This window comes from Sphingobium sp. AS12 (genome assembly GCF_019097845.1).
Lineage (GTDB): Bacteria > Pseudomonadota > Alphaproteobacteria > Sphingomonadales > Sphingomonadaceae > Sphingobium.
The window spans coordinates 36,189-53,830 of record NZ_JAHRGM010000093.1 but is presented as its reverse complement, the minus strand read 5'-3'; the positions used below and the strand labels follow the sequence as shown (position 1 = coordinate 53,830).

19 protein-coding genes are annotated in these 17,642 nt (G+C 63.5%); 14 read left to right on the top strand and 5 right to left on the bottom strand.

Annotated features, from left to right (window positions below; genetic code table 11):
- The first annotated feature begins 18 nt into the window (after positions 1-18).
- From KRZ98_RS23390 to KRZ98_RS23355, 8 genes are all read left to right on the top strand, one after another.
- On the top strand, positions 19-1,701 hold the full coding sequence (locus KRZ98_RS23390; RefSeq protein WP_217675563.1) for a class I adenylate-forming enzyme family protein: 1,683 nt from the start codon (positions 19-21) through the stop codon (positions 1,699-1,701).
- A complete protein-coding gene (locus tag KRZ98_RS23385) occupies positions 1,701-2,114 on the top strand; it encodes a nuclear transport factor 2 family protein (RefSeq protein ID WP_217675562.1) in 414 nt (137 codons plus the stop codon). The genes KRZ98_RS23390 and KRZ98_RS23385 overlap by 1 nt, the downstream gene beginning before the upstream one ends.
- 17 nt (positions 2,115-2,131) lie before the next feature.
- Positions 2,132-2,893, top strand: a complete 762-nt coding sequence (locus KRZ98_RS23380; RefSeq protein ID WP_217675561.1) for an SDR family NAD(P)-dependent oxidoreductase — start codon at positions 2,132-2,134, stop codon at positions 2,891-2,893.
- The gene (locus KRZ98_RS23375) at positions 2,893-3,321 is read left to right on the top strand and encodes a nuclear transport factor 2 family protein (RefSeq protein ID WP_217675560.1); all 429 of its coding nucleotides are present in this window, start codon (positions 2,893-2,895) and stop codon (positions 3,319-3,321) included. Before KRZ98_RS23380 ends, KRZ98_RS23375 begins: the two co-directional genes overlap by 1 nt.
- Before the next feature lie 128 nt (positions 3,322-3,449).
- Complete coding sequence (locus KRZ98_RS23370) at positions 3,450-4,232, top strand: hypothetical protein (RefSeq protein WP_217675559.1); 783 nt, start codon at positions 3,450-3,452, stop codon at positions 4,230-4,232.
- Positions 4,233-4,256: 24 nt separating this feature from the next.
- The gene (locus KRZ98_RS23365) at positions 4,257-5,069 is read left to right on the top strand and encodes an SDR family oxidoreductase (protein WP_254798814.1); all 813 of its coding nucleotides are present in this window, start codon (positions 4,257-4,259) and stop codon (positions 5,067-5,069) included.
- 37 nt (positions 5,070-5,106) lie between these two features.
- Positions 5,107-6,573 carry an aldehyde dehydrogenase family protein gene (locus KRZ98_RS23360; protein WP_217675558.1) on the top strand — a complete coding sequence of 489 codons (1,467 nt, stop codon included), beginning with the start codon at positions 5,107-5,109 and terminating at the stop codon, positions 6,571-6,573.
- A 22-nt stretch (positions 6,574-6,595) separates the two neighbouring features.
- Positions 6,596-7,336: a TetR/AcrR family transcriptional regulator gene (locus KRZ98_RS23355; protein WP_254798813.1), complete on the top strand. Its 741-nt coding sequence runs from the start codon at positions 6,596-6,598 to the stop codon at positions 7,334-7,336.
- Positions 7,337-7,340: 4 nt separating this feature from the next.
- Here the strand turns inward: KRZ98_RS23355 and KRZ98_RS23350 are convergent, their stop codons facing one another.
- From KRZ98_RS23350 to KRZ98_RS23335, 4 genes are read right to left on the bottom strand one after another with little or no spacing between them, the layout of a single operon-like run.
- The gene (locus tag KRZ98_RS23350; RefSeq protein WP_006959413.1) at positions 7,341-8,141 is read right to left on the bottom strand and encodes an enoyl-CoA hydratase/isomerase family protein; all 801 of its coding nucleotides are present in this window, start codon (positions 8,139-8,141) and stop codon (positions 7,341-7,343) included.
- 10 nt (positions 8,142-8,151) lie between these two features.
- On the bottom strand, positions 8,152-10,362 hold the full coding sequence (locus KRZ98_RS23345) for an acyl-CoA dehydrogenase family protein (RefSeq protein ID WP_217675557.1): 2,211 nt from the start codon (positions 10,360-10,362) through the stop codon (positions 8,152-8,154).
- Positions 10,363-10,381: 19 nt separating this feature from the next.
- Positions 10,382-11,209, bottom strand: a complete 828-nt coding sequence (locus tag KRZ98_RS23340) for a coniferyl-alcohol dehydrogenase (RefSeq protein ID WP_006959409.1) — start codon at positions 11,207-11,209, stop codon at positions 10,382-10,384.
- A 22-nt stretch (positions 11,210-11,231) separates the two neighbouring features.
- Positions 11,232-11,462 (bottom strand): ferredoxin, encoded by a 231-nt coding sequence (locus KRZ98_RS23335; protein ID WP_006959407.1) that lies wholly within the window; start codon positions 11,460-11,462, stop codon positions 11,232-11,234.
- A gap of 215 nt (positions 11,463-11,677) precedes the next feature.
- Between KRZ98_RS23335 and KRZ98_RS23330 the strand changes: the two genes are divergently transcribed.
- Genes KRZ98_RS23330 through KRZ98_RS23315 form a run of 4 tightly spaced genes read left to right on the top strand, consistent with a single transcriptional unit; the run spans position 11,678 to position 15,246 of the window.
- Complete coding sequence (locus tag KRZ98_RS23330) at positions 11,678-12,931, top strand: cytochrome P450 (RefSeq protein ID WP_217675556.1); 1,254 nt, start codon at positions 11,678-11,680, stop codon at positions 12,929-12,931.
- 3 nt (positions 12,932-12,934) lie between these two features.
- Positions 12,935-13,339, top strand: coding sequence for a Zn-ribbon domain-containing OB-fold protein (locus tag KRZ98_RS23325; RefSeq protein WP_006959403.1), 405 nt, complete (start codon positions 12,935-12,937; stop codon positions 13,337-13,339).
- Between the two features lie 2 nt (positions 13,340-13,341).
- Positions 13,342-14,505, top strand: a complete 1,164-nt coding sequence (locus tag KRZ98_RS23320; protein WP_217675555.1) for a thiolase family protein — start codon at positions 13,342-13,344, stop codon at positions 14,503-14,505.
- Positions 14,506-14,511: 6 nt separating this feature from the next.
- Positions 14,512-15,246 carry a DUF2889 domain-containing protein gene (locus tag KRZ98_RS23315; protein ID WP_217675554.1) on the top strand — a complete coding sequence of 245 codons (735 nt, stop codon included), beginning with the start codon at positions 14,512-14,514 and terminating at the stop codon, positions 15,244-15,246.
- On the opposite strand, the gene KRZ98_RS23310 is transcribed toward KRZ98_RS23315, so the two are convergent.
- The gene (locus KRZ98_RS23310; RefSeq protein ID WP_037490885.1) at positions 15,243-15,515 is read right to left on the bottom strand and encodes a hypothetical protein; all 273 of its coding nucleotides are present in this window, start codon (positions 15,513-15,515) and stop codon (positions 15,243-15,245) included. The genes KRZ98_RS23315 and KRZ98_RS23310 overlap by 4 nt on opposite strands.
- 139 nt (positions 15,516-15,654) lie before the next feature.
- Between KRZ98_RS23310 and KRZ98_RS23305 the strand changes: the two genes are divergently transcribed.
- Both KRZ98_RS23305 and KRZ98_RS23300 read left to right on the top strand, forming a co-directional pair.
- On the top strand, positions 15,655-16,650 hold the full coding sequence (locus KRZ98_RS23305; protein ID WP_037490883.1) for a thiamine pyrophosphate-dependent dehydrogenase E1 component subunit alpha: 996 nt from the start codon (positions 15,655-15,657) through the stop codon (positions 16,648-16,650).
- Positions 16,647-17,633, top strand: a complete 987-nt coding sequence (locus tag KRZ98_RS23300; protein ID WP_217675553.1) for an alpha-ketoacid dehydrogenase subunit beta — start codon at positions 16,647-16,649, stop codon at positions 17,631-17,633. Before KRZ98_RS23305 ends, KRZ98_RS23300 begins: the two co-directional genes overlap by 4 nt.
- The last annotated feature ends 9 nt before the right edge of the window (positions 17,634-17,642 follow it).

Below are 17,642 nucleotides of genomic sequence, written 5' to 3'. Positions count from 1 at the left end.
ACAGGGCCAGACCACATCATGACCGACCAGCCGCTTTCGATCGTCGCCGGTCCCCCACTCAGCGAAGAGCCGGGGCTGGGGACGCTGACATTGAGCGGCTGGTTGCGGGAGGTTACGTCCCGTTCTGGCCCGGCCGAAGCGCTGGCGATGCACGAAGGGGGCAGCGTTACCCGCTGGACCTACGACGATCTGTGGGCGCGCGCGAATGAAGTGGCGCGCGCGCTCATCGCCTGTGGCGTGGGGAAGGGCACCCGCGTCGGCGTGTTGATGACCAATCGCCCGGAATTTCTTTCGGCGGTATTCGGCACGGCGCTGGCGGGCGGCGTCGCCGCGACGTTCAGCACTTTCTCCACCCCCGCCGAACTGGACCATCTGCTCCAGTCATCGGCCTGCCACGTCCTGCTGATGGAGCGCAAAGTCCTCAAAAAGGATTTTGCCGCGATTCTCACCGATCTGGAACCGGCCATAGCAACGGCCAGCCCCGGCGCGCTGGCCGCACCCCATTTTCCCTTCCTGCGCTACATCGCCTGCGTCGGCGGTGGCGACGGCATGATCGAGCCTTGGCAAGCCTTCCTGTCCCGTGGCGCTACCGTCGATCAGGCGCTGGTCGACGCGACCGCCGCCACGGTCACTCCTGCCGACCCCGGCGTCCTCTTCTTTTCGTCCGGCTCCACCGCCAAGCCCAAGGGCATATTGTCGATGCATCGGGGCGTTACCCTCCAGCTCTGGCGCTGGAAACGCTTTCTCGCCGCGAAGGAGGATGCCCGCGCCTGGTCGGCCAACGGCTTTTTCTGGTCGGGCAATTTCGCCATGGCCATTGGCGGTGCCTTGTCATCGGGCGGCAGCCTGATCCTGCAGGCGACCTTCCAGCCCGAAGAAGCGCTGACCCTGATGGAGCGTGAGCGCGCGACCATGGCCTTCGCCTGGCCGCATCAATGGGCGCAACTGGAGGCTGCAACCAACTGGAACGCCGTCAATCTGTCGTCCCTCTATTATGTGAACCCCGCCAACCCGCTTGGCCGCCATCCGACCGTCAATACCGACTGGCAGGAACCGATGAGCGCCTATGGCAATACCGAAACCTTCACGATCAGCACCATCTTTGATTCCGGTACGCCTGTAGAACGGATCGCCGACACCCATGGTGCCCCGCTGCCCGGCAATATCTTCAAGATACTCGACCCGTTGACCGGGCACGTCGTACCGCTGGGCGAACGCGGCGAAATCGCGGTCAAGGGACCGACGCTGATGCTGGGCTATATCGGCGTGCCACTGGACGAAAGCGTCGATGCCGACGGTTTCTTCCACACCGGCGATGGCGGCTGGTTCGATGCTGAGGGTCGCCTCCATTGGGAAGGTCGCCTCAACGACATCATCAAGACCGGCGGCGCCAACGTATCTCCGATAGAGATCGACACTGTCATCAAATCCTGCCCCGGCGTGAAGGTAACGCAGACCGTGGGCGTGCCGCACGAAACGCTGGGCGAACTGGTCGTCACCTGCATCGTGCCCCATGTCGGCGCGCCACTGGATGAGGAGGCGATCCGCCGCTTCGCCAAGGCGCAACTGGCCAGCTACAAGGTGCCGCGCCGCGTGCTGTTCTTCAGCGAGGATGACCTGTCGCTGACCGGCAGCGCCAAGATCAAGACTGCGGACCTCAAGGCGCTGGTCATCAAACAACTGGATGCCGAAGCCGCCTGATGGGTGATCAGGCGGATCAGGCACTGGCGATCGCCAATCTGAAGGCCCGCTACTGCGCGGCCGCCGATCTGGCGGCCAGCGACCCGGATCACGCGCGCCGCCTGCTCGCGGAGATTTTCGCGGACAATTTCATCGGCGATTATGGCATGGGCTTGCTCGAAGGCGCGCAGGCGATCACCGACTTTCTCTGCACCGCGATCAGCGGGAACAGTCTGTGGGTGCTGCACATGCTCCATTCGCCCCGGATCGACATCGACGGTGACAACGCAAGTGGGGACTGGACCGTGCTGGTCACGCTCAAACGGCGCAATGGCGGTGCGGTCGATACCGTTATGGGCCGCTACAGCGACATGTTTCGCCGCACGCCACAGGGCTGGCGGATCGCACGGGTAGCCTTCACCCGCATAGAATAACAAAAGGGGACAGGATCATGCCCAATCGTTTCACTGGCAAGACCGTGCTTGTCACAGGCTCTGCGGGCGGACTGGGCCGCGCCCACGCGCTGGCCTTTGCGGGGGAGGGCGCACGGCTGATCCTGGCCGACATCAACGAAGCGGGGTTGGCGGAAAGCAAAGCGCTGATCGAGGCGCTTGGCAGCAGCGCGTCGGTCCACCATGTCGATATGGGGCAGGAAGCCGACATCGCGACCTTTGCCAGCGCCGTGCTGGCCACCCATGACCGGATCGACGTCCTCATCAACAATGCAGGCTTGCACGCGGGTGAAATTGCACGCGGCTTCTTCGGGCTGGGCATGGCGAAGTGGCAGCATTTCTTCGCGGTCAACACCTTCGGTCCGATGCTGCTCGCCGAAGCGCTGCGCCCGGCGCTGGCCCGTGCAAAGGGCGTCATCATCAACAAATGCTCGATGGCCAGCTATAATCCCGCGACCGCCTATGGCATCACCAAGGCGTCGCTCAACATCTTCACCCACGCCATGGCGCAGCAATTCGGCGCGGACGAGATACGTTGCGTCGGCATCGCGCCGGGCCTGATGGAAACCGAAGCCGCATTGCAAGGGGTCGATCCCGCCAATTGGGAACGGCTGAAATCCATGCAGTCGGTCAAGCGGCAGGGGACGGCCCAGGACATCTCCAACCTCGCCCTGTTTCTCGCCTCCGACGAAGGCAGCTTCGTCAATAATCAGGTCATCCTGTGCGACGGCGGCAACCAGATGCGCGGCTTTCGTTTCTGATGGCCGCACCAGACTTTGCCGAATGGCTTGCGATCTCCGAACTGAAGGCGCGCTATTGCCGACTGCTCGACAGCAAGGACTGGGACGGTTGGGCGGCCCTGTTCACGCCAGACTTTCTTCTGGACGCCACCGCATCGGGCGGACCGCGCATAGAAGGGCGTGAGGCCTTCGTCTCCAGCATCCGCCGGTCGCTGGAAGCCGCAGCCACGGTCCATCATGTCCATATGCCCGAAATCACGATGACGGGTGATGAAGCCACGGCAATCTGGCCGATGATGGATCATCTGGTCTGGCCCGACGGGCGCACGCTGACTGGCTATGGCCATTATCATGACCGCTATATTCGCGTGGGCGGCAATTGGCTGATCGCGGAATCACGCCTGACTCGCCTGCACATGGCGATGGTGCCGCCACTCGATACGCCCTGATTGACCGGCGGGCCATTGCCCCGGCGATCAATCGGCGCCTGATGCCCAAGCCTCTGGCGTGCCGCGCCCGTCCATGCTGGAGTGGCACGAGAGAAGCGTCACGGCGCGCGCAGCCAGAGGGCAGAGGAATGAGCCTGCACACCACTATCCACCTGCACAACGTCCCCGCTGGACGGGAAGCCGACTATGCCGCCTGGTTCGACGGCCCGCATCGTGACGACCTTGCCCGGCTGCGCGGCTTCCGTAGCGCCGACCGCTATGAATTGACGCCGCAGCAGATCATGCCCGACATTCCACAGCCCTGGCGCTATCTGAGCGTCTATGAACATGACACGGCGACCCCGGAAATAGACCTGCCCGCGCTGGCTCCCCTGCTGGCGCAGGCGCGCGACGCCGGGCTGATCGACGACAGCGACGAGAGTGAGCGCATCCACAGCTACGCCATGTATGGCGACTGGGCGTTCAGTCCCAATCATCGCCCCGACCAGCCCTTTTCCGGGGTCAGCATCATCCTGGCCAATTTCGTCGCCGGGCGCGAAGCGGAATATCATCACTGGTATGACACGGTCCATTCCCCCGAAGTCACCCGCGTGCCGGGCAAGGTCGGCATGAAGCGCGGTCGCCTGTCGCCCGTCCAGCTTGAACCCAGACGCTATTGCCCCGGCAGCGACCTGGTATATTGCGCGCAGCAGACCGACGACCTGCTGTTCACCGTCAAGGATTTCAGCGCCCGCGCCCGCGGCGTCAGCCCCAGCGGTGTCGCCTTCGCCCCGCGCTCCGCCTCCGGCTCGGTCGCGCGCACCGTCCATTATTTCGCGAAGGTCAGCGGCACGACATTCTGGCCCGGCGGCATCGCCTATGATGGCGACCTGTTACTCTATCCCGCCGATTTCGCCCGCCCGGCGGGCTAGGCGCATACAGCTATCGCGCGCGCGATGGCCAGCCCCCTTGCCGCGCGCGCGCCGGTGCGGGAAGGAATGAAGCGACAATCAGGACAAGCGGAGCAGGATATGGCCAAGACGATCGTGATCACTGGAGCCGGCGATGGCCTTGGCCGTGCGCTCGCCCGGCGTTTTGCGCGCGATGGGGAAACCGTGATCCTGCTTGGCCGCACATTGTCGAAGGTCGAAGCGGTTGCGGCGGAACTGGGCGCACCGCATCTGGCACTGCAATGCGATGTCGGCGACCCGGACTCGGTGCGCGCGGCCTTTGCAACGATTGCCGCGCAGCATGAGCATATCGACGTGCTGATCAACAACGCCGCCATCTACGAACCCTTCACCCTTGGCGACGTGCGCGACGACCAGATTGTCGCGTCGCTGATGACCAATGTTGCCGGGCCGATCTACTGCGCCCGCGAAGCGCTGCCGCTGCTGCGCGGCGGGGGGCATATCATCAATGTCAGCAGCGAATCCGTCGCCATCAAGATGCCGATGCTGTGGCTTTACGCCGGCGGCAAGCTGGGCGTCGAATATATGTCGGACCTGTGGGCGCGCGAACTGGAGGCGGACAAGGTCCGCGTCACCGTGGTGCAGGCCGGGCAGATGATGGATGAAACCAAGACCGGCACGAACTGGCCGATGGATGTCGCCGTCCGCTTCATGCAGGAAAATGCCAAAGTCGGCCTTAATCCCCGTGAACGGGCGATAAGCCATTATAATAGCGTCACCGACGCCTTTCGCGCGGTCATCGACATGCCCGCCGATTTGCATATGGGCACCGTCGCGCTCAGCGCCCGCCGCAGCTGATCCTCCCTTCCCGACATTCGACAGAAAGACCGCAGCCATGATCACTCTCCCCGACGCAAAGCTCTTTATCGACGGCGTGCTGCGCGATGCGCAGGGTGGCGCGACCTTCGACGTCATCAGTCCCTGGACCGGACAGCCGGTGGGCAAGGCCGCCAATGCCTCCGCCGCCGATGTCGACGAAGCGATCGCCTCGGCCCGGCGCGCTTTCGACACGACCGACTGGTCCACCAATGTCGCAAAGCGCGTCGAACTGGTGACGAAGCTGCGCGCGCTGTTTGAGGAGAATCGCGAACGCCTGTCGGACCTCGCCCGTAATGAGGCCGGCGCGGCGATGGGTGCGGTCGGGCGCGCCCATGTCGATATGGCGCTCGACGGCTGGGACGATTATCTGCGCCTCTTCCCGCAGCTGAAGTGGGAAAAGGATTATGGCGGCCGCACCGGCTATGGTTTTGAAACCCGGCGTCAGGCGGTCTATGAACCCGTCGGCGTCGTCGGCGCGATCACGCCCTGGAACGTGCCGCTCTACGTGAATGTGGGCAAGGTCGTCGCCGCGCTGCTGGCCGGCTGCACCGTGATCCTGAAACCCGCGCCCAACACGCCGGGCATGGGCGCAATCTTTGGCGAACTGGCGCTTGCGGCGGGCTTCCCCGCCGGTGTCCTCAACGTCATCTTCGGTAGCGATCCGGCGCTGGCCGGGGAAATGCTCGTCACCGACCCGCGCGTCGATCTCATCTCCTTCACTGGCTCCACCGGGGTCGGCAAGCGGATCATGGAACAGGGCGCGGCGACGCTCAAGCGCGTGTTCCTGGAACTGGGCGGCAAATCGGCCAAGATCGTGCTGGAGGACAGCGCCAATTTCGCCATGGACGTCGCCCAGTCGATGCTGGTGTTCCACGCCGGGCAGGGCTGCGCCGTCCATTCGCGCCTGCTGGTCCCGCGCAGCCGCTATGAGGAAGCCAAGGCGGTCCTCAAACATGCCTATGCCAGCTTCGGCGACAATTGGGGCGACTATGACAATCCCGCGCATATCATGGGTCCGGTCGTGTCGCAGCGGCAGATGGAGCGGGTGCTGTCCTATGTCGATATCGGCCAGGCCGAAGGCGCGAATCTGTTGGCAGGGGGCAAGGCGCGGCCGGATAAAGGCAGCGGCTATTTCATCGAACCAACCTGCTTTGCCGACGTTACCAACGACATGCGCATCGCCCAGGAAGAGATTTTCGGACCCGTGCTGGTCGTCATCCCGTTCGAGGATGATGATGATGCTGTCCGTATCGCCAATGAAAGCGCCTATGGCCTGTGCGGCGGCGTCTTTTCCGCCGACCTCGATCGCGCGATAGCAGTGGCGAAGCGCATACGCACCGGGTCGGTCAGCGTGAATGGCGGCATGTGCATCGCGGGAGACTTGCCTTTTGGCGGTTACAAGGCCAGTGGCATCGGTCGCGAATGGGGTCTGGAGGGAATCGAGGAATTTCTCGAAACCAAACTGATTGCATGGCGCGCCTGACGGACAAGTAAAGGACGGGATTTTGAGCGCAAAGGCGGACGCGACGATGGAGCAGGGCACGGCCAGGCCGTCCCGCGCCCGCGCGTCAACCGCTACCAAGGCGCTCAGCCATAATCTCAATGGCCAGCGGCTGGGACGCAAGGGGCGCGACACGCGCGACCGGATCCTGGCCGCGACCAACGAATTGCTGGCCGGTCCCCCCGATGTCGAGATTTCGCTGAGCGCAGTCGCGCGCCAGGCATCGCTCGGCATGACCTCGCTCTATAATTATTTCATCGACCTCACAGAATTGCTGCTTGCCGTGCTGGAACCGGTGATGGCGACGGCGGAGGATGAATATGTCGGTCTGCTCCGCGCGCGTTGGGACGACGCGGATCTGGGTGAACGCACAACGGCGTTCGTCACGGCCTATCATGGCTTCTGGGTCAAACATTCGCGCCTGCTCCACTTGCGTAACCGCATGGCCGACGCGCAAAATGAACGGATGATGATGCATCGTGTCCGCGCGGCCCAGCCGGTCATGCGGCTGATGGTCGATCAGATGGATGGTGAGCTCGCCCAGCCGCAATCGCCGGTATTCAGCATGGCGACCGTGCTGATGACCGGGCTGGAACGTATCGTCACGGTGACGACCGACGTTGTCCTGCAAAATACATTGCACGCGCCCAATCCGCTCGGCCGCACCCATTTGCTGCGCGCGGAGGCACGGCTGCTGGAACTGGGTATTCGCGATTATCGGATGCTGGCGGCCTCCGCCGACTGAAGGCTCAGTCCTTCTTGCCGCCCACGCCCTTCAGATAACGCTCCATCCCTTCCAGATAGGCCGGGTTCAGCATCAGCGCGCTATTGGCCATCCGCTCGACATGACGGCCCATGGACGGCCCGACCTCGGCGGCCAGTTCGATCGCGATCTTGGCCGCGCCCATCTGTTCGGCATTCTGCTTCGTCAGGTGACGGCAGAAATTCAGCGCCGCCTCGTCAAACCCTTCATCGGGCAGCACGTCATGCACCAGCCCCATGATCAGCGCCCGGTCGGCATCGGCCTTTTGGTTGCCCATGATCAGCCAGCGCGCCCAGTGCGGCCCACATATGCGGGTCAGGCGACTTACCCCATTGGATGCGGGCAGCACGCCGAACAGGCCTTCGGGGAAGGAGAAAGCCGCGCTCTTGGCCGCCAGTCGGAAATCGCATGACAATGCCATTTCCAGTCCGCCCCCGACACAGGTCGCATGAATGGCGCTGACGATCGGCTTTTCGATATGCTCCATCTCGTCATAGATGCGCTGCATCCCGTTGAGGTTTAGCCGGTGGTTCTCGCGGATGCCGGACGGCGTGCGCGGATAGGCAGGCGCATCCCCGCTTTTAAGGTCCGCCCCCGAACAGAAATAGCGCCCGGTCGCCCGGATCAGCATGACCCGCAATTCCGGCGTATCGCGAAAGCGCAGCAATGCCTGCTCGAACAGCGCCATCGTCTGCGCCGACAATGCGTTCAGCTTGTCGGGCCGGTTCAGCGTGGCGATCAGGATGCCGTCCTGGTCCTGCGTCAACAGATGCGGGGCGTCGCTCATCTCATCATCCTCAGGCGCGGGTGCGTGGCAGGCCCAGCGCGCGCTCGGCGATCATGGAACGATGGACCTCGCTTGTCCCGCCATAAATGGTCGCGCCCTGCGCATGGCGATAGAACATGTTGATCTCCGCCGCCGCGCCCTTGCGCTTGGACAGGGATAGTGGCGCCGTCAGGTCCAGCAGGTCGCGGGCGTCGCTCTGGAATTTTTCGGAGCTGAACATCTTGGCCATCGGCCCATAGGCCAGGTTCGGTTTCTTCTCCATGCTCGCCCAATTGGCGCGGAAGGCGATCAGTTCCGACACCCACAGATTGGCAGCGGTGCGCGCCAGCCGCGCCTGCGCACCCGCATCCTCGATCAGCGGCTTGCCCTTGTGGCTTATCTCCCGGCACAGCGTTTCGGCGGCGTGGAGCATGGCGCGCTGATATTTGGCAAAGCCGCCGCCATGTTCCAGCTCCAGCGATGCGCTCATCGTCCGCACACCGCCATCAATCTCGCCCAGCCGCCAACTGTCGGGGATGCGGACCCCGTCATAGAAGGTGATGTTGGTGCGCTCGTCCTGAAAGGTATAAACCGGCTGGATCGTCACGCCATCGGCCTTCAACGGCACGATGAACATGGTCAGCCCCTTATGCTTGGCGACTTCCATGTTGGTGCGGCACAGCATCAGCACATAGGTGGACAGGTTCGCCCCGCTGGTGAACATCTTGGTGCCATCGATCCGCCAGCTGCCGTCCGGCTCCTGCGTGGCGCGGCACTGCGCGGCAAATACGTCGGAACCGGAACCCGGCTCGGAATAGCCCAGCGAACAGATTACCTCGCCGCGCATGATCTGCGGCAATACGGCTTCCTTCAATTCGTCCGTGCCGAACCGATGGATGATCAGCGCCACCATCTGCGTCACGCCTGCTGCTGGGTTGTTATATCCCTGCACCTCGAACGCATCCATCGCGGCGGTCTTTTCATAGGCGGACAGGCCACGCCCGCCGACATCCTTGGGCAGGCCCAGATAGAGGAGATTTTGTTCTGCCAGCTTGCGGTTCAGCTCCGGATTATAGCCCTCCCAGCTATAGTGGAACGTCTCGCGCATTTCCGGTGTCACGTTCGAGGCAAAAAAGGCCTCAATCTCCTGCGTGATCGCCCGCGCGTCCTCACCCAGATCGAAGTCGACCGGCATCGCGCCTGCGTCCGGCAAGGCGGCCGCTTCTCCACCATAGAGGCGGCGACCGGCCTCTGCGATCATCGCCTGCGGATCGCCCAGCACCAGCGGCCATGCCTTGGCCCGCAGGTTGAACAGGAAAATATCATATTCGGTGGTCAGGCCATAGCCGCCGAACGTGTGCAGCGCCTGAGCCACCGCCCGGCCTGCCGCATCGCTGTTCCACCATGCCGCCATGGAGATGGTCGCCCCGGCTTCCGACATGCCATCGACCAGGTCGCGGATCGCCTTCCACACCAGAAACCTGCCGCCATCCACGTCGCACAAAAGGTCGGCGAGCGGATGGGAAATCCCCTGGAACTGGCCGATATACTGGTCGAACTGCTTGCGCTCGCAGGCATAGGCCGCCGCGAGTTTCAACGCCTCCCGCCCGACCCCGGCGAGGCCCGCTGCGATCAGCAGCTTCCATTCCTCGACACCGGCGGCAAAAGTCGCGAGCGCATCCGCGCCCGACGCCAGCGTCACGCGCGGATGCGCCAGCAGGTCGATTTCCGCCATCGGGGTGGAGGCCAGATTTTCCTCCGCGATCCGCGCCGTGTCGGGCACGCTGATCAGGACGATCTCGTCGCCCATCCGCGCGATGATTGCCTGCGCCATCTGTCCGCCGCCGATCCATTGGGCAGGCTCGACCGCCGCATCGTGGAACGCCAGGCTGGCAACCGCCTCGCCGCTGACGACTTGCGCCAGCAGCGTTGCTCCGGCATCGCCGCCCAGCTGCGCCAGCAGGCGCGCGGTCACCAATGTTTCGGCCAGCGGTCCCGACGCCAGCGTCCGGCCCGCCTCCTCCATCAGGATAGCAGCATCGAACAGGCCCAGGCCGAGGCCGCCTGCGTCCTCCGGCACGCGAATCGACAGCGCCCCCAATTCCGCCAGCCCCGACCATAGCGCTGGGTCAAACCCCGACGGCGCGGCCTCACGCACGCGGGCCATGCTGCTATGTTCGTCCAGAAAGCGCGCGAACATGTCGCGCATCATTTCCTGGTCGTCGGTCAGGTCGAAATTCATGGCGCTATGCTCCGGGGGATTATTGCGCGGGCGCGGAACGGCGCATCATGACGCTCAGGTCCACCTGTCCGGTAGCGACCCCACCCATGAAACCGCCATCGACCGGGAACACCACGCCGTTGACGATGCTGGCCAGATCACTGTTGATCAGCACCAGTCCGGCGGCCTGTTCCTCTGGCGTCGAATAGCGGCCCATCGGTTCGGCGGCCGCGGCGATGACATCCTTGCCCGACGTCGCCTCGAACGCGGCCATCATCGGCGTTTGCGTGGGGGAGGGCAGGGTGCAGTTGATGCGGATGCCCTGCTTGATCAGGTGCGCGCCCATATATTGGGTCCACACGATCACATTCTCCTTGGAGAAGCTGTAGCCTTCCTTGACCGTGTCGGGATTGGCATCGCACCAGGCGATGGCCTCGTCAAAGCCCTTGGTCGTGACGAATTCCATATTGGTCGGAATCCGGCGGCTCCAGCCAAGCCCTCCCGTCGATGCAATGCTGGCGATCGCCCCGCCTGGTCCCATCAGCGGCAGCACCTGCTGCGTCAGATGGCGCAAGCCGATGAAATTGACCTTCATCACGTCCATCGCCGGGAAGGATTGCGGCAGGCCCGCGCAGTTGAACAGGGCGTCCACCTTGCCGCCGATACCCGCCACTGCCGCATCGATGGATGCCGGATCGCGCAGGTCGACATTGTGGAACGAGGCCAGTGGCAGGGCGCTGTCCTTATAATCCAGCCCATGCACTTCCGCGCCCAGTTCCAGCAACAGCTTTGCCGTCGCCTCCCCCATGCCGGAAAAACATCCGCTCACGATGACGCGCTTGCCCTTATAGCCCAATAGGTCGCTCATTCTTGGCTCTCCAATTCTGATGTCAGGCTTTGGCCGCGGGGGGCCAGCTGATGCTGCCGTCATCTTCCTCGACGAAGATGATCCGTTCGGGGCAGGCGCGCGCGCCATTTCGCGCGGCGCGCTCCTCGCCCTTCGGCACGTCGAACCCCTCGGTATCGATGTAGCCATCGTCATCGAGCGGATAGAGGGTTTCCGACACGGCGGCGCAGCGGGCATTGCCCACGCAACCGGCCTTTTCGATACGAATTTTCATGAGGCGTCTCCGCAATGGTTGCTGTCCTTAGAAAGGAGAAAGATGTGTCGATCAACATGGCCATCCGCTCAATCGCTGCCACGATACGGCAGCGGGGCAGGGCTGTGCGTCTATCGTCGGTGCGGTATCGTCGGGCGACGCGCGGCTGACATTGCCTTTGACGGCGCTGCGCGCGACACCGGTTTTAACAAGATCCAGGATTGCCGGAGATTCACATGGTCCACGCCGCCTTAAGCCCTGCTGCACCCAAGCCCGCCCATGTACCGGACGCGCTGGTCTATGATTTCGATGTCCATGCCGATCTGGGCCTGCTGGCCGATCCCCACGCCCGCATCCTCGACCTGCTGCACAGCGCGCCGCCGGTATTCTGGACCCCGCGCAATGGCGGCGGCTGGGTCGCGCTGACCCACGCGGCCAATCATGAAGCATCCCGCGACACCGAAACCTATTCCAGCGAGTTCGTACCTCAGGACAAGATGAAGGCGCTTCTCGCCTCGCTGCCGCCGGGCGCGCCGCACATCCCCCAGCCGATCCCGATCACGCTCGATCCGCCGGAACACACCAAATATCGTCAGCCGCTGCAAAAGGTGTTTTCTCCCAAGACGATCGCGGCATTGCGCGACAGTATCCGTGAACTGGCGGGTGCCCTGATCGAGGAGATGAAGCCTGCGGGGCGGTGCGAGTTCATGTCTGCGGTCGCTGAACCGCTGCCGGTGCAGGTGTTCCTCAAAATGCTGGGCCTGCCGCTCGATCGCCTGCCCGAATATCGCGCCATCGTGAAGGAGCATATGGAGGCGATCGACAGCGACCGCGAAGGCTCCATGCGTCGCCTGCAAAAAATCGCCGCCGCCATGCGCGACACCGTGCTGGATCGCCGCGACAATCCGCGCGACGATATATTGTCGATGCTGTGGAAGCTGGAAATTGATGGCCAGCCCACAACGCTCGCCGACATGGAAAATTATGGCGTACTGCTGTTCATCGCGGGGCTGGACACGGTGATGAACGGTATGGGGCTGGCCATGCGCGGTCTTGCCACCGATCTGCCCCTGCAACGCAAATTGCGCGCGGAACCCAAACTGATCGCAGAAGCTGCGGAAGAAATGCTGCGCCGCTACACCTTCACCGTGCCGATGCGCATCATCAAGAAGGAAGCGGAGCTTGCGGGCGCGCGCATGATGCCGGGCGAAACGCTCAAACTCTTCCTGCCCGCCGCCGATCTCGACGCCAAGGAGTTTCCGCAGCCCGACATTTATGATCTCGACCGCGAAAATAACGTCCATATCGCCTTTGGCGTCGGGCCGCATCGCTGCCTCGGCTCCCATCTCGCGCGCGTCGAATTGCAGGTTCTCTATGAGGAAATGCTGGCGCGGATGCCCGAATTCCGGCTCGATCCCGATCATCCGACGGTTTTCCATGGCGGCCATGTCATCGGCATTGAAAGTCTGCATCTGGTCTGGGACGTCTGACCCATGGCCTGGCAACGCTCACGTCCACGCCTCGACCGGGAAAACCGCGCCTTCTGGACCGGGGGCGCGGACGGGAAACTGCACATCACGCGCTGCGGCGATTGCGGCCAATATACCCACCCCCCGCGTGAGCTTTGCCGCCATTGCCAGTCTGAAAATGTTGCCCCCCATGCGGTCGCAGGGACCGGCACGATCGACACCTACACCGTCAATCATCAGGCCTGGGCCAAGGATATGGACGTCCCCTTCGTCATTGCGCGGGTGAAGCTGGACGATGCGCCTGGCGTCTATCTCACCACCAATATCGTCGGCAGCCCGGTCGATGCGGTGGATATGGATGATCGGGTCCGTGTCCTGTTCGAGGAGCAGGACGGCATCTGGTTCCCCCTGTTTGAGAAGGTGGGCTGATCATGACACAGCCTGAAGCCTATATTACGGGCATCGGCATGTCCGACGTCGGCGTTCGCCTGACCCGTTCGCCGCTGTTGCTGACGGTCGATGCCGTGCGTGAAGCCATTGCCGACGCGGGCCTGACCCTCGACCAGATTGACGGCGTCGCAACCTATCCCGGCAAGATGCCGAGCTTTCTGGGCTTTTCGCCGGTCAGTTCGGACGATCTGATCGAAGTGCTGGGCCTCAAGACTCGCTGGCATATCGGCGCGGCGGAATCGACCGCGCAATTGGGCGCGATCGTGGAGGCGGCCCATGCGGTAAAGGCGGGGCTTGCCCGCCACGTCCTCTGCTTCCGCACCGTCTATGAAGCCGCCGCCCTTGCCCGTCCCGAAGAATTCCCGCCCATGGAACGGCGCAAGGATGTGTCGGGCAACTCCCAATGGGTCTCCCCCTTTGGCGCTTTCTCTGCGGCCAACTGGACCGCGCAATTCGCGATGCGCCACATGAAGCGCTACGGTTTGACTCGCGAGCAACTGGCGCAGGTCGCGCTCAACGATCATGCCAATGCCGCGATCAACCCGCGCGCGCTGGTGAAGAAGCCGCTGAGCATGGACGAATATATGTCCGCACGGATGATCAGCACGCCCTTCTGCCTTTATGATTGCGACCGCTTCACCGATGCCTCCACCGTCGTGATCGTGTCAGCGGGTGATGCGCTGGGGGACGTCACAGCCACGCCGATCCGCATCGCCGCCAGCGCCGGATCGGTCGAACGCTATAGCTGGGACCAGGCCGAATGGGCGGGTGCCTATCCCACAGGCCGCGACCTGTGGCGCAACACCGATTATAGCGTGAAGGACGTCGATACCGTTCAGCTCTATGACGGCTTTGCCTTCCAGCCGATCACCTGGCTCGAAGGGCTGGGCTTTTGCGACGTGGGCGAAGGTGGCCAGTTCCTTGAAGGTGGCACCCGCATCGCCCGCAACGGCGCACTGCCGATGAACACCGGCGGCGGCCAGTTGGGCTGGGGTCGGCTCCATGGCTTTGGCTTTGCCTATGAGGCGGTCGTCCAGCTACGCGGACAGGGTGGCGCACGCCAGATTGGCGGCGATCCCCGTGTCGCCATTGCGACATCGGGCGGCGGTCCGATGGCGGCGGCGCTGTTGCTGGCCAAGGACTGACGACAAATGGACAGCGCCACGCTCGACACGCTGCCCGGCTTCCGGCGGCGCGTCCGCGTCACGCCCGCGCCGGGTCAGGTGATCGCGGCGCTGGAGGATGATTATCACTGCATGGCGGTCACCCTGCGCCATGACGACGGGATCGTCACCAGCGTCGAATCGGTGATGGAGCGCGTGCCCTGGACCACCTGTCCCGGTGCGCCTGCGGTGCTGGCGGCGACCTTCACCGGCATCGCGCTGGCCGATATACCCGCGCGCGGAGAAAAGAAGGCGAACTGCACCCATCTGCACGACCTGACCGTGCTGGCCGCCGCCCATGCCGGTGAAACCAACACTATCATCTACGACATCGTCACCTGCGATCCTATTGACGGCCTGGCGACCGCTGAAATCCGCCGTGATGCTATGCCGCTGTTACAGGTCGCCCACCGCAATCATGTGATGGAAGCCCCCATTGCCATTGCGGGCCTGTCGATCATGAAATTGCGCGACTGGATCGAGGGGCTGGACGGCCCGCATCGCGAAGCCGCCAAATTGCTGCAATGGGGCGCGATTCTCGCCAATGGCCGCCTGATTCCGATGGAGCGGCAATCCACCGCCAGCCGGGTGCCGCCCAATTGCTTCACCTTTCAGCCCGACAATGCGGCAAAGGCGATCCGCGTTGGCAAGGTGATCGACTTCACCGCCGCGCCATTGACCCCGCTCGATCATTTTGACGGCACCAATTTCGCGTTCCGCTAGCTGTCGAAGCGCGCCGGACGGGACAGGCGAAACGGCAGGGCGGGCGAGGATATCCGCGATTCCGTCCCATCGTCATGGATCAGCGAGACGCGGCCAACGCCGGGCGAGGAAACGACCGCCACCACGCTGTCGACCCACTGGTGCAGCATCGCGCGGGCATGGGCCAGCTCGTCGCCCTGCGTTGATGCCGCGCCCTCGGCCTCCAGCTCGCCTTCCAGCTGCAACACGCGCTCGGTCGCCTGCTTGATAATGTCACTCTTGTCGGTCATGCGCGCCTCTTTCCATCCTCCCAAAATGGCCAGCATTTCCGCCATTGCAAGGTGGTGGCCACATATCGCCCCGGCGAGTTGACCAATGGCCCCTGAGCGCCAATTCAAGGGGCATCCCATTGGCCATCTTGAGGACATCATGGCAGAGCTGAGCAACGCCCCGGCGCCTACCCCGGACCAGCTGGTAGATATCTACCGGCGCATGATCCGTATCGAGCGCAACGACGACGCCATCCGCAAGACCATTCGCCTTGGGCGGCTGGTCATGCCCTATTATTCGGCGCGGGGCCAGGAAGTGATCCCCGCCACCTTGTCATCGCTGATGACCGACGATGACAAGATCTGCACCATCTATCGCGGCATCCACGACATGGTGGCCAAGGACATGCCGCTGCGACCGCTCTGGGCGGAAATCGCGGGCCGCGTCGATGGCACCTGCAAGGGCAAGGGCGGGCCGATGCACCTGACCCATCCCGAAAGCGGCGTCATGGTTACGACCGGCATTGTCGGTTCGTCCATGCCGATCGCCAATGGCCTTGCCTGGGCAGCCAAGCTGGACGGGTCGCGGCGCGTCACCATCGCCTATTTCGGCGATGGCGCGTCCAATATCGGCGCCTTCCATGAATCGCTCAATCTGGCGTCGGTGTGGAAGCTGCCGGTGATTTTCGTGTGCCAGAATAACGGCTTTGCCGAACATACGCGCTACGAAAATGGCACCTCGGTCGACTTCATCGCCAAGCGCGCAATCGGCTACGGGATGCCGGGCCATACCGTCGATGGCAATGACCCGCTGGCGATGTTCGCCGCCGCGCATGAAGCGATCAGCCGCGCGCGCGATGGCGAAGGGCCGACCCTGCTGGAATGCAAGACCTTCCGCTTCCACGGCCATGTGTTGGGCGACGACGACAAATATATGACCAAGGAAGAGAAAGCGGCGGCGATCGCGAAAGACCCGCTGCCCGCCTTCAAGGCATGGCTGGTCGAACAGGGCCACGCGACCGATGAGTCGCTGGCCGCGATGCAGGCGACGATCGAGGCCGAGATTGAGGACGCCCAGGAATTCGGTCTCGCCAGCCCCTTGCCATCGGTGGACGAACTCCGCCGCGATGTTTTTGCGCAGGAGATTCCGGCATGAGCGCGAAGAAGATGAACAGCCTCCAGGCCGTCAATGCGGCACTGCATCAGGCGATGGCCGATGATGACAAGGTGATCGTGCTGGGCGAAGATATCGCCGATCGCGAAGGCGGTGGCGTCACCGGCGCGACCGCTGGTCTGTCGACCAAATTTGGCGACGACCGGGTCAAATCTACCCCGATTTCGGAACAGGCGATCATCGGTGCCGCCATCGGCGCGGCGCTGGCCGGCTATAAGCCGGTCGCCGAAATCATGTTGATGAACTTCACTGCCGTGGCGATGGACATGATCTTCAACCATGCGGCCAAGCTGCGCTTCATGTCGGGCGGGCAAAGCACCGTGCCGATCACGATCCGCACCCTGACGGGCGCAGGATGGCAGACAGCGGGCCAACATGCCGATCATCTGGAAGGCTGGTTTGCCCATACGGCCGGGATCAAGGTCGTCGCACCGTCCAACCCGGTCGATTATAAGGGGCTGCTACTTTCCTGTATTCAGGACCCGGACCCCTGCATCTTCATCGAATCCGCAGGCTCCCTGTTCATCCCGGCCGAAGTGCCTGACGATCTGGCGCCCATTCCCCTGGGCAAGGCGCGGGTGGTGCAGGAAGGGACCGACGTTACCATCGTCTCCTGGTCCTCGCAGGTGATCCGCTGCCAGCAGGCACTGGCTCCCTTGGCGGAAGCGGGCATTTCGGTCGAGCTGATCGACCTGCGCACGGTATCGCCCTGGGACAAGGAAGCGGTGCTGGCGTCGGTTGCCAAGACTGGCCGCGCGGTCATCGCCCATGAAGCGGTGCGCCATTTCGGCCCCGGCGGCGAAATCGCCTCCACCATCGCCGAAGAGTTGTTCGGCCAGTTGAAGGCACCTGTCCGCCGCCTCGGCGCGCCTTATTCGCCGGTGCCTTTCGCCAAGGTGCTGGAGGACGCCTACATCGTCTCGCCAGAGCGTGTGGTCGAAACGGTCAAGGCACTGATGGCCTGACCTATGATG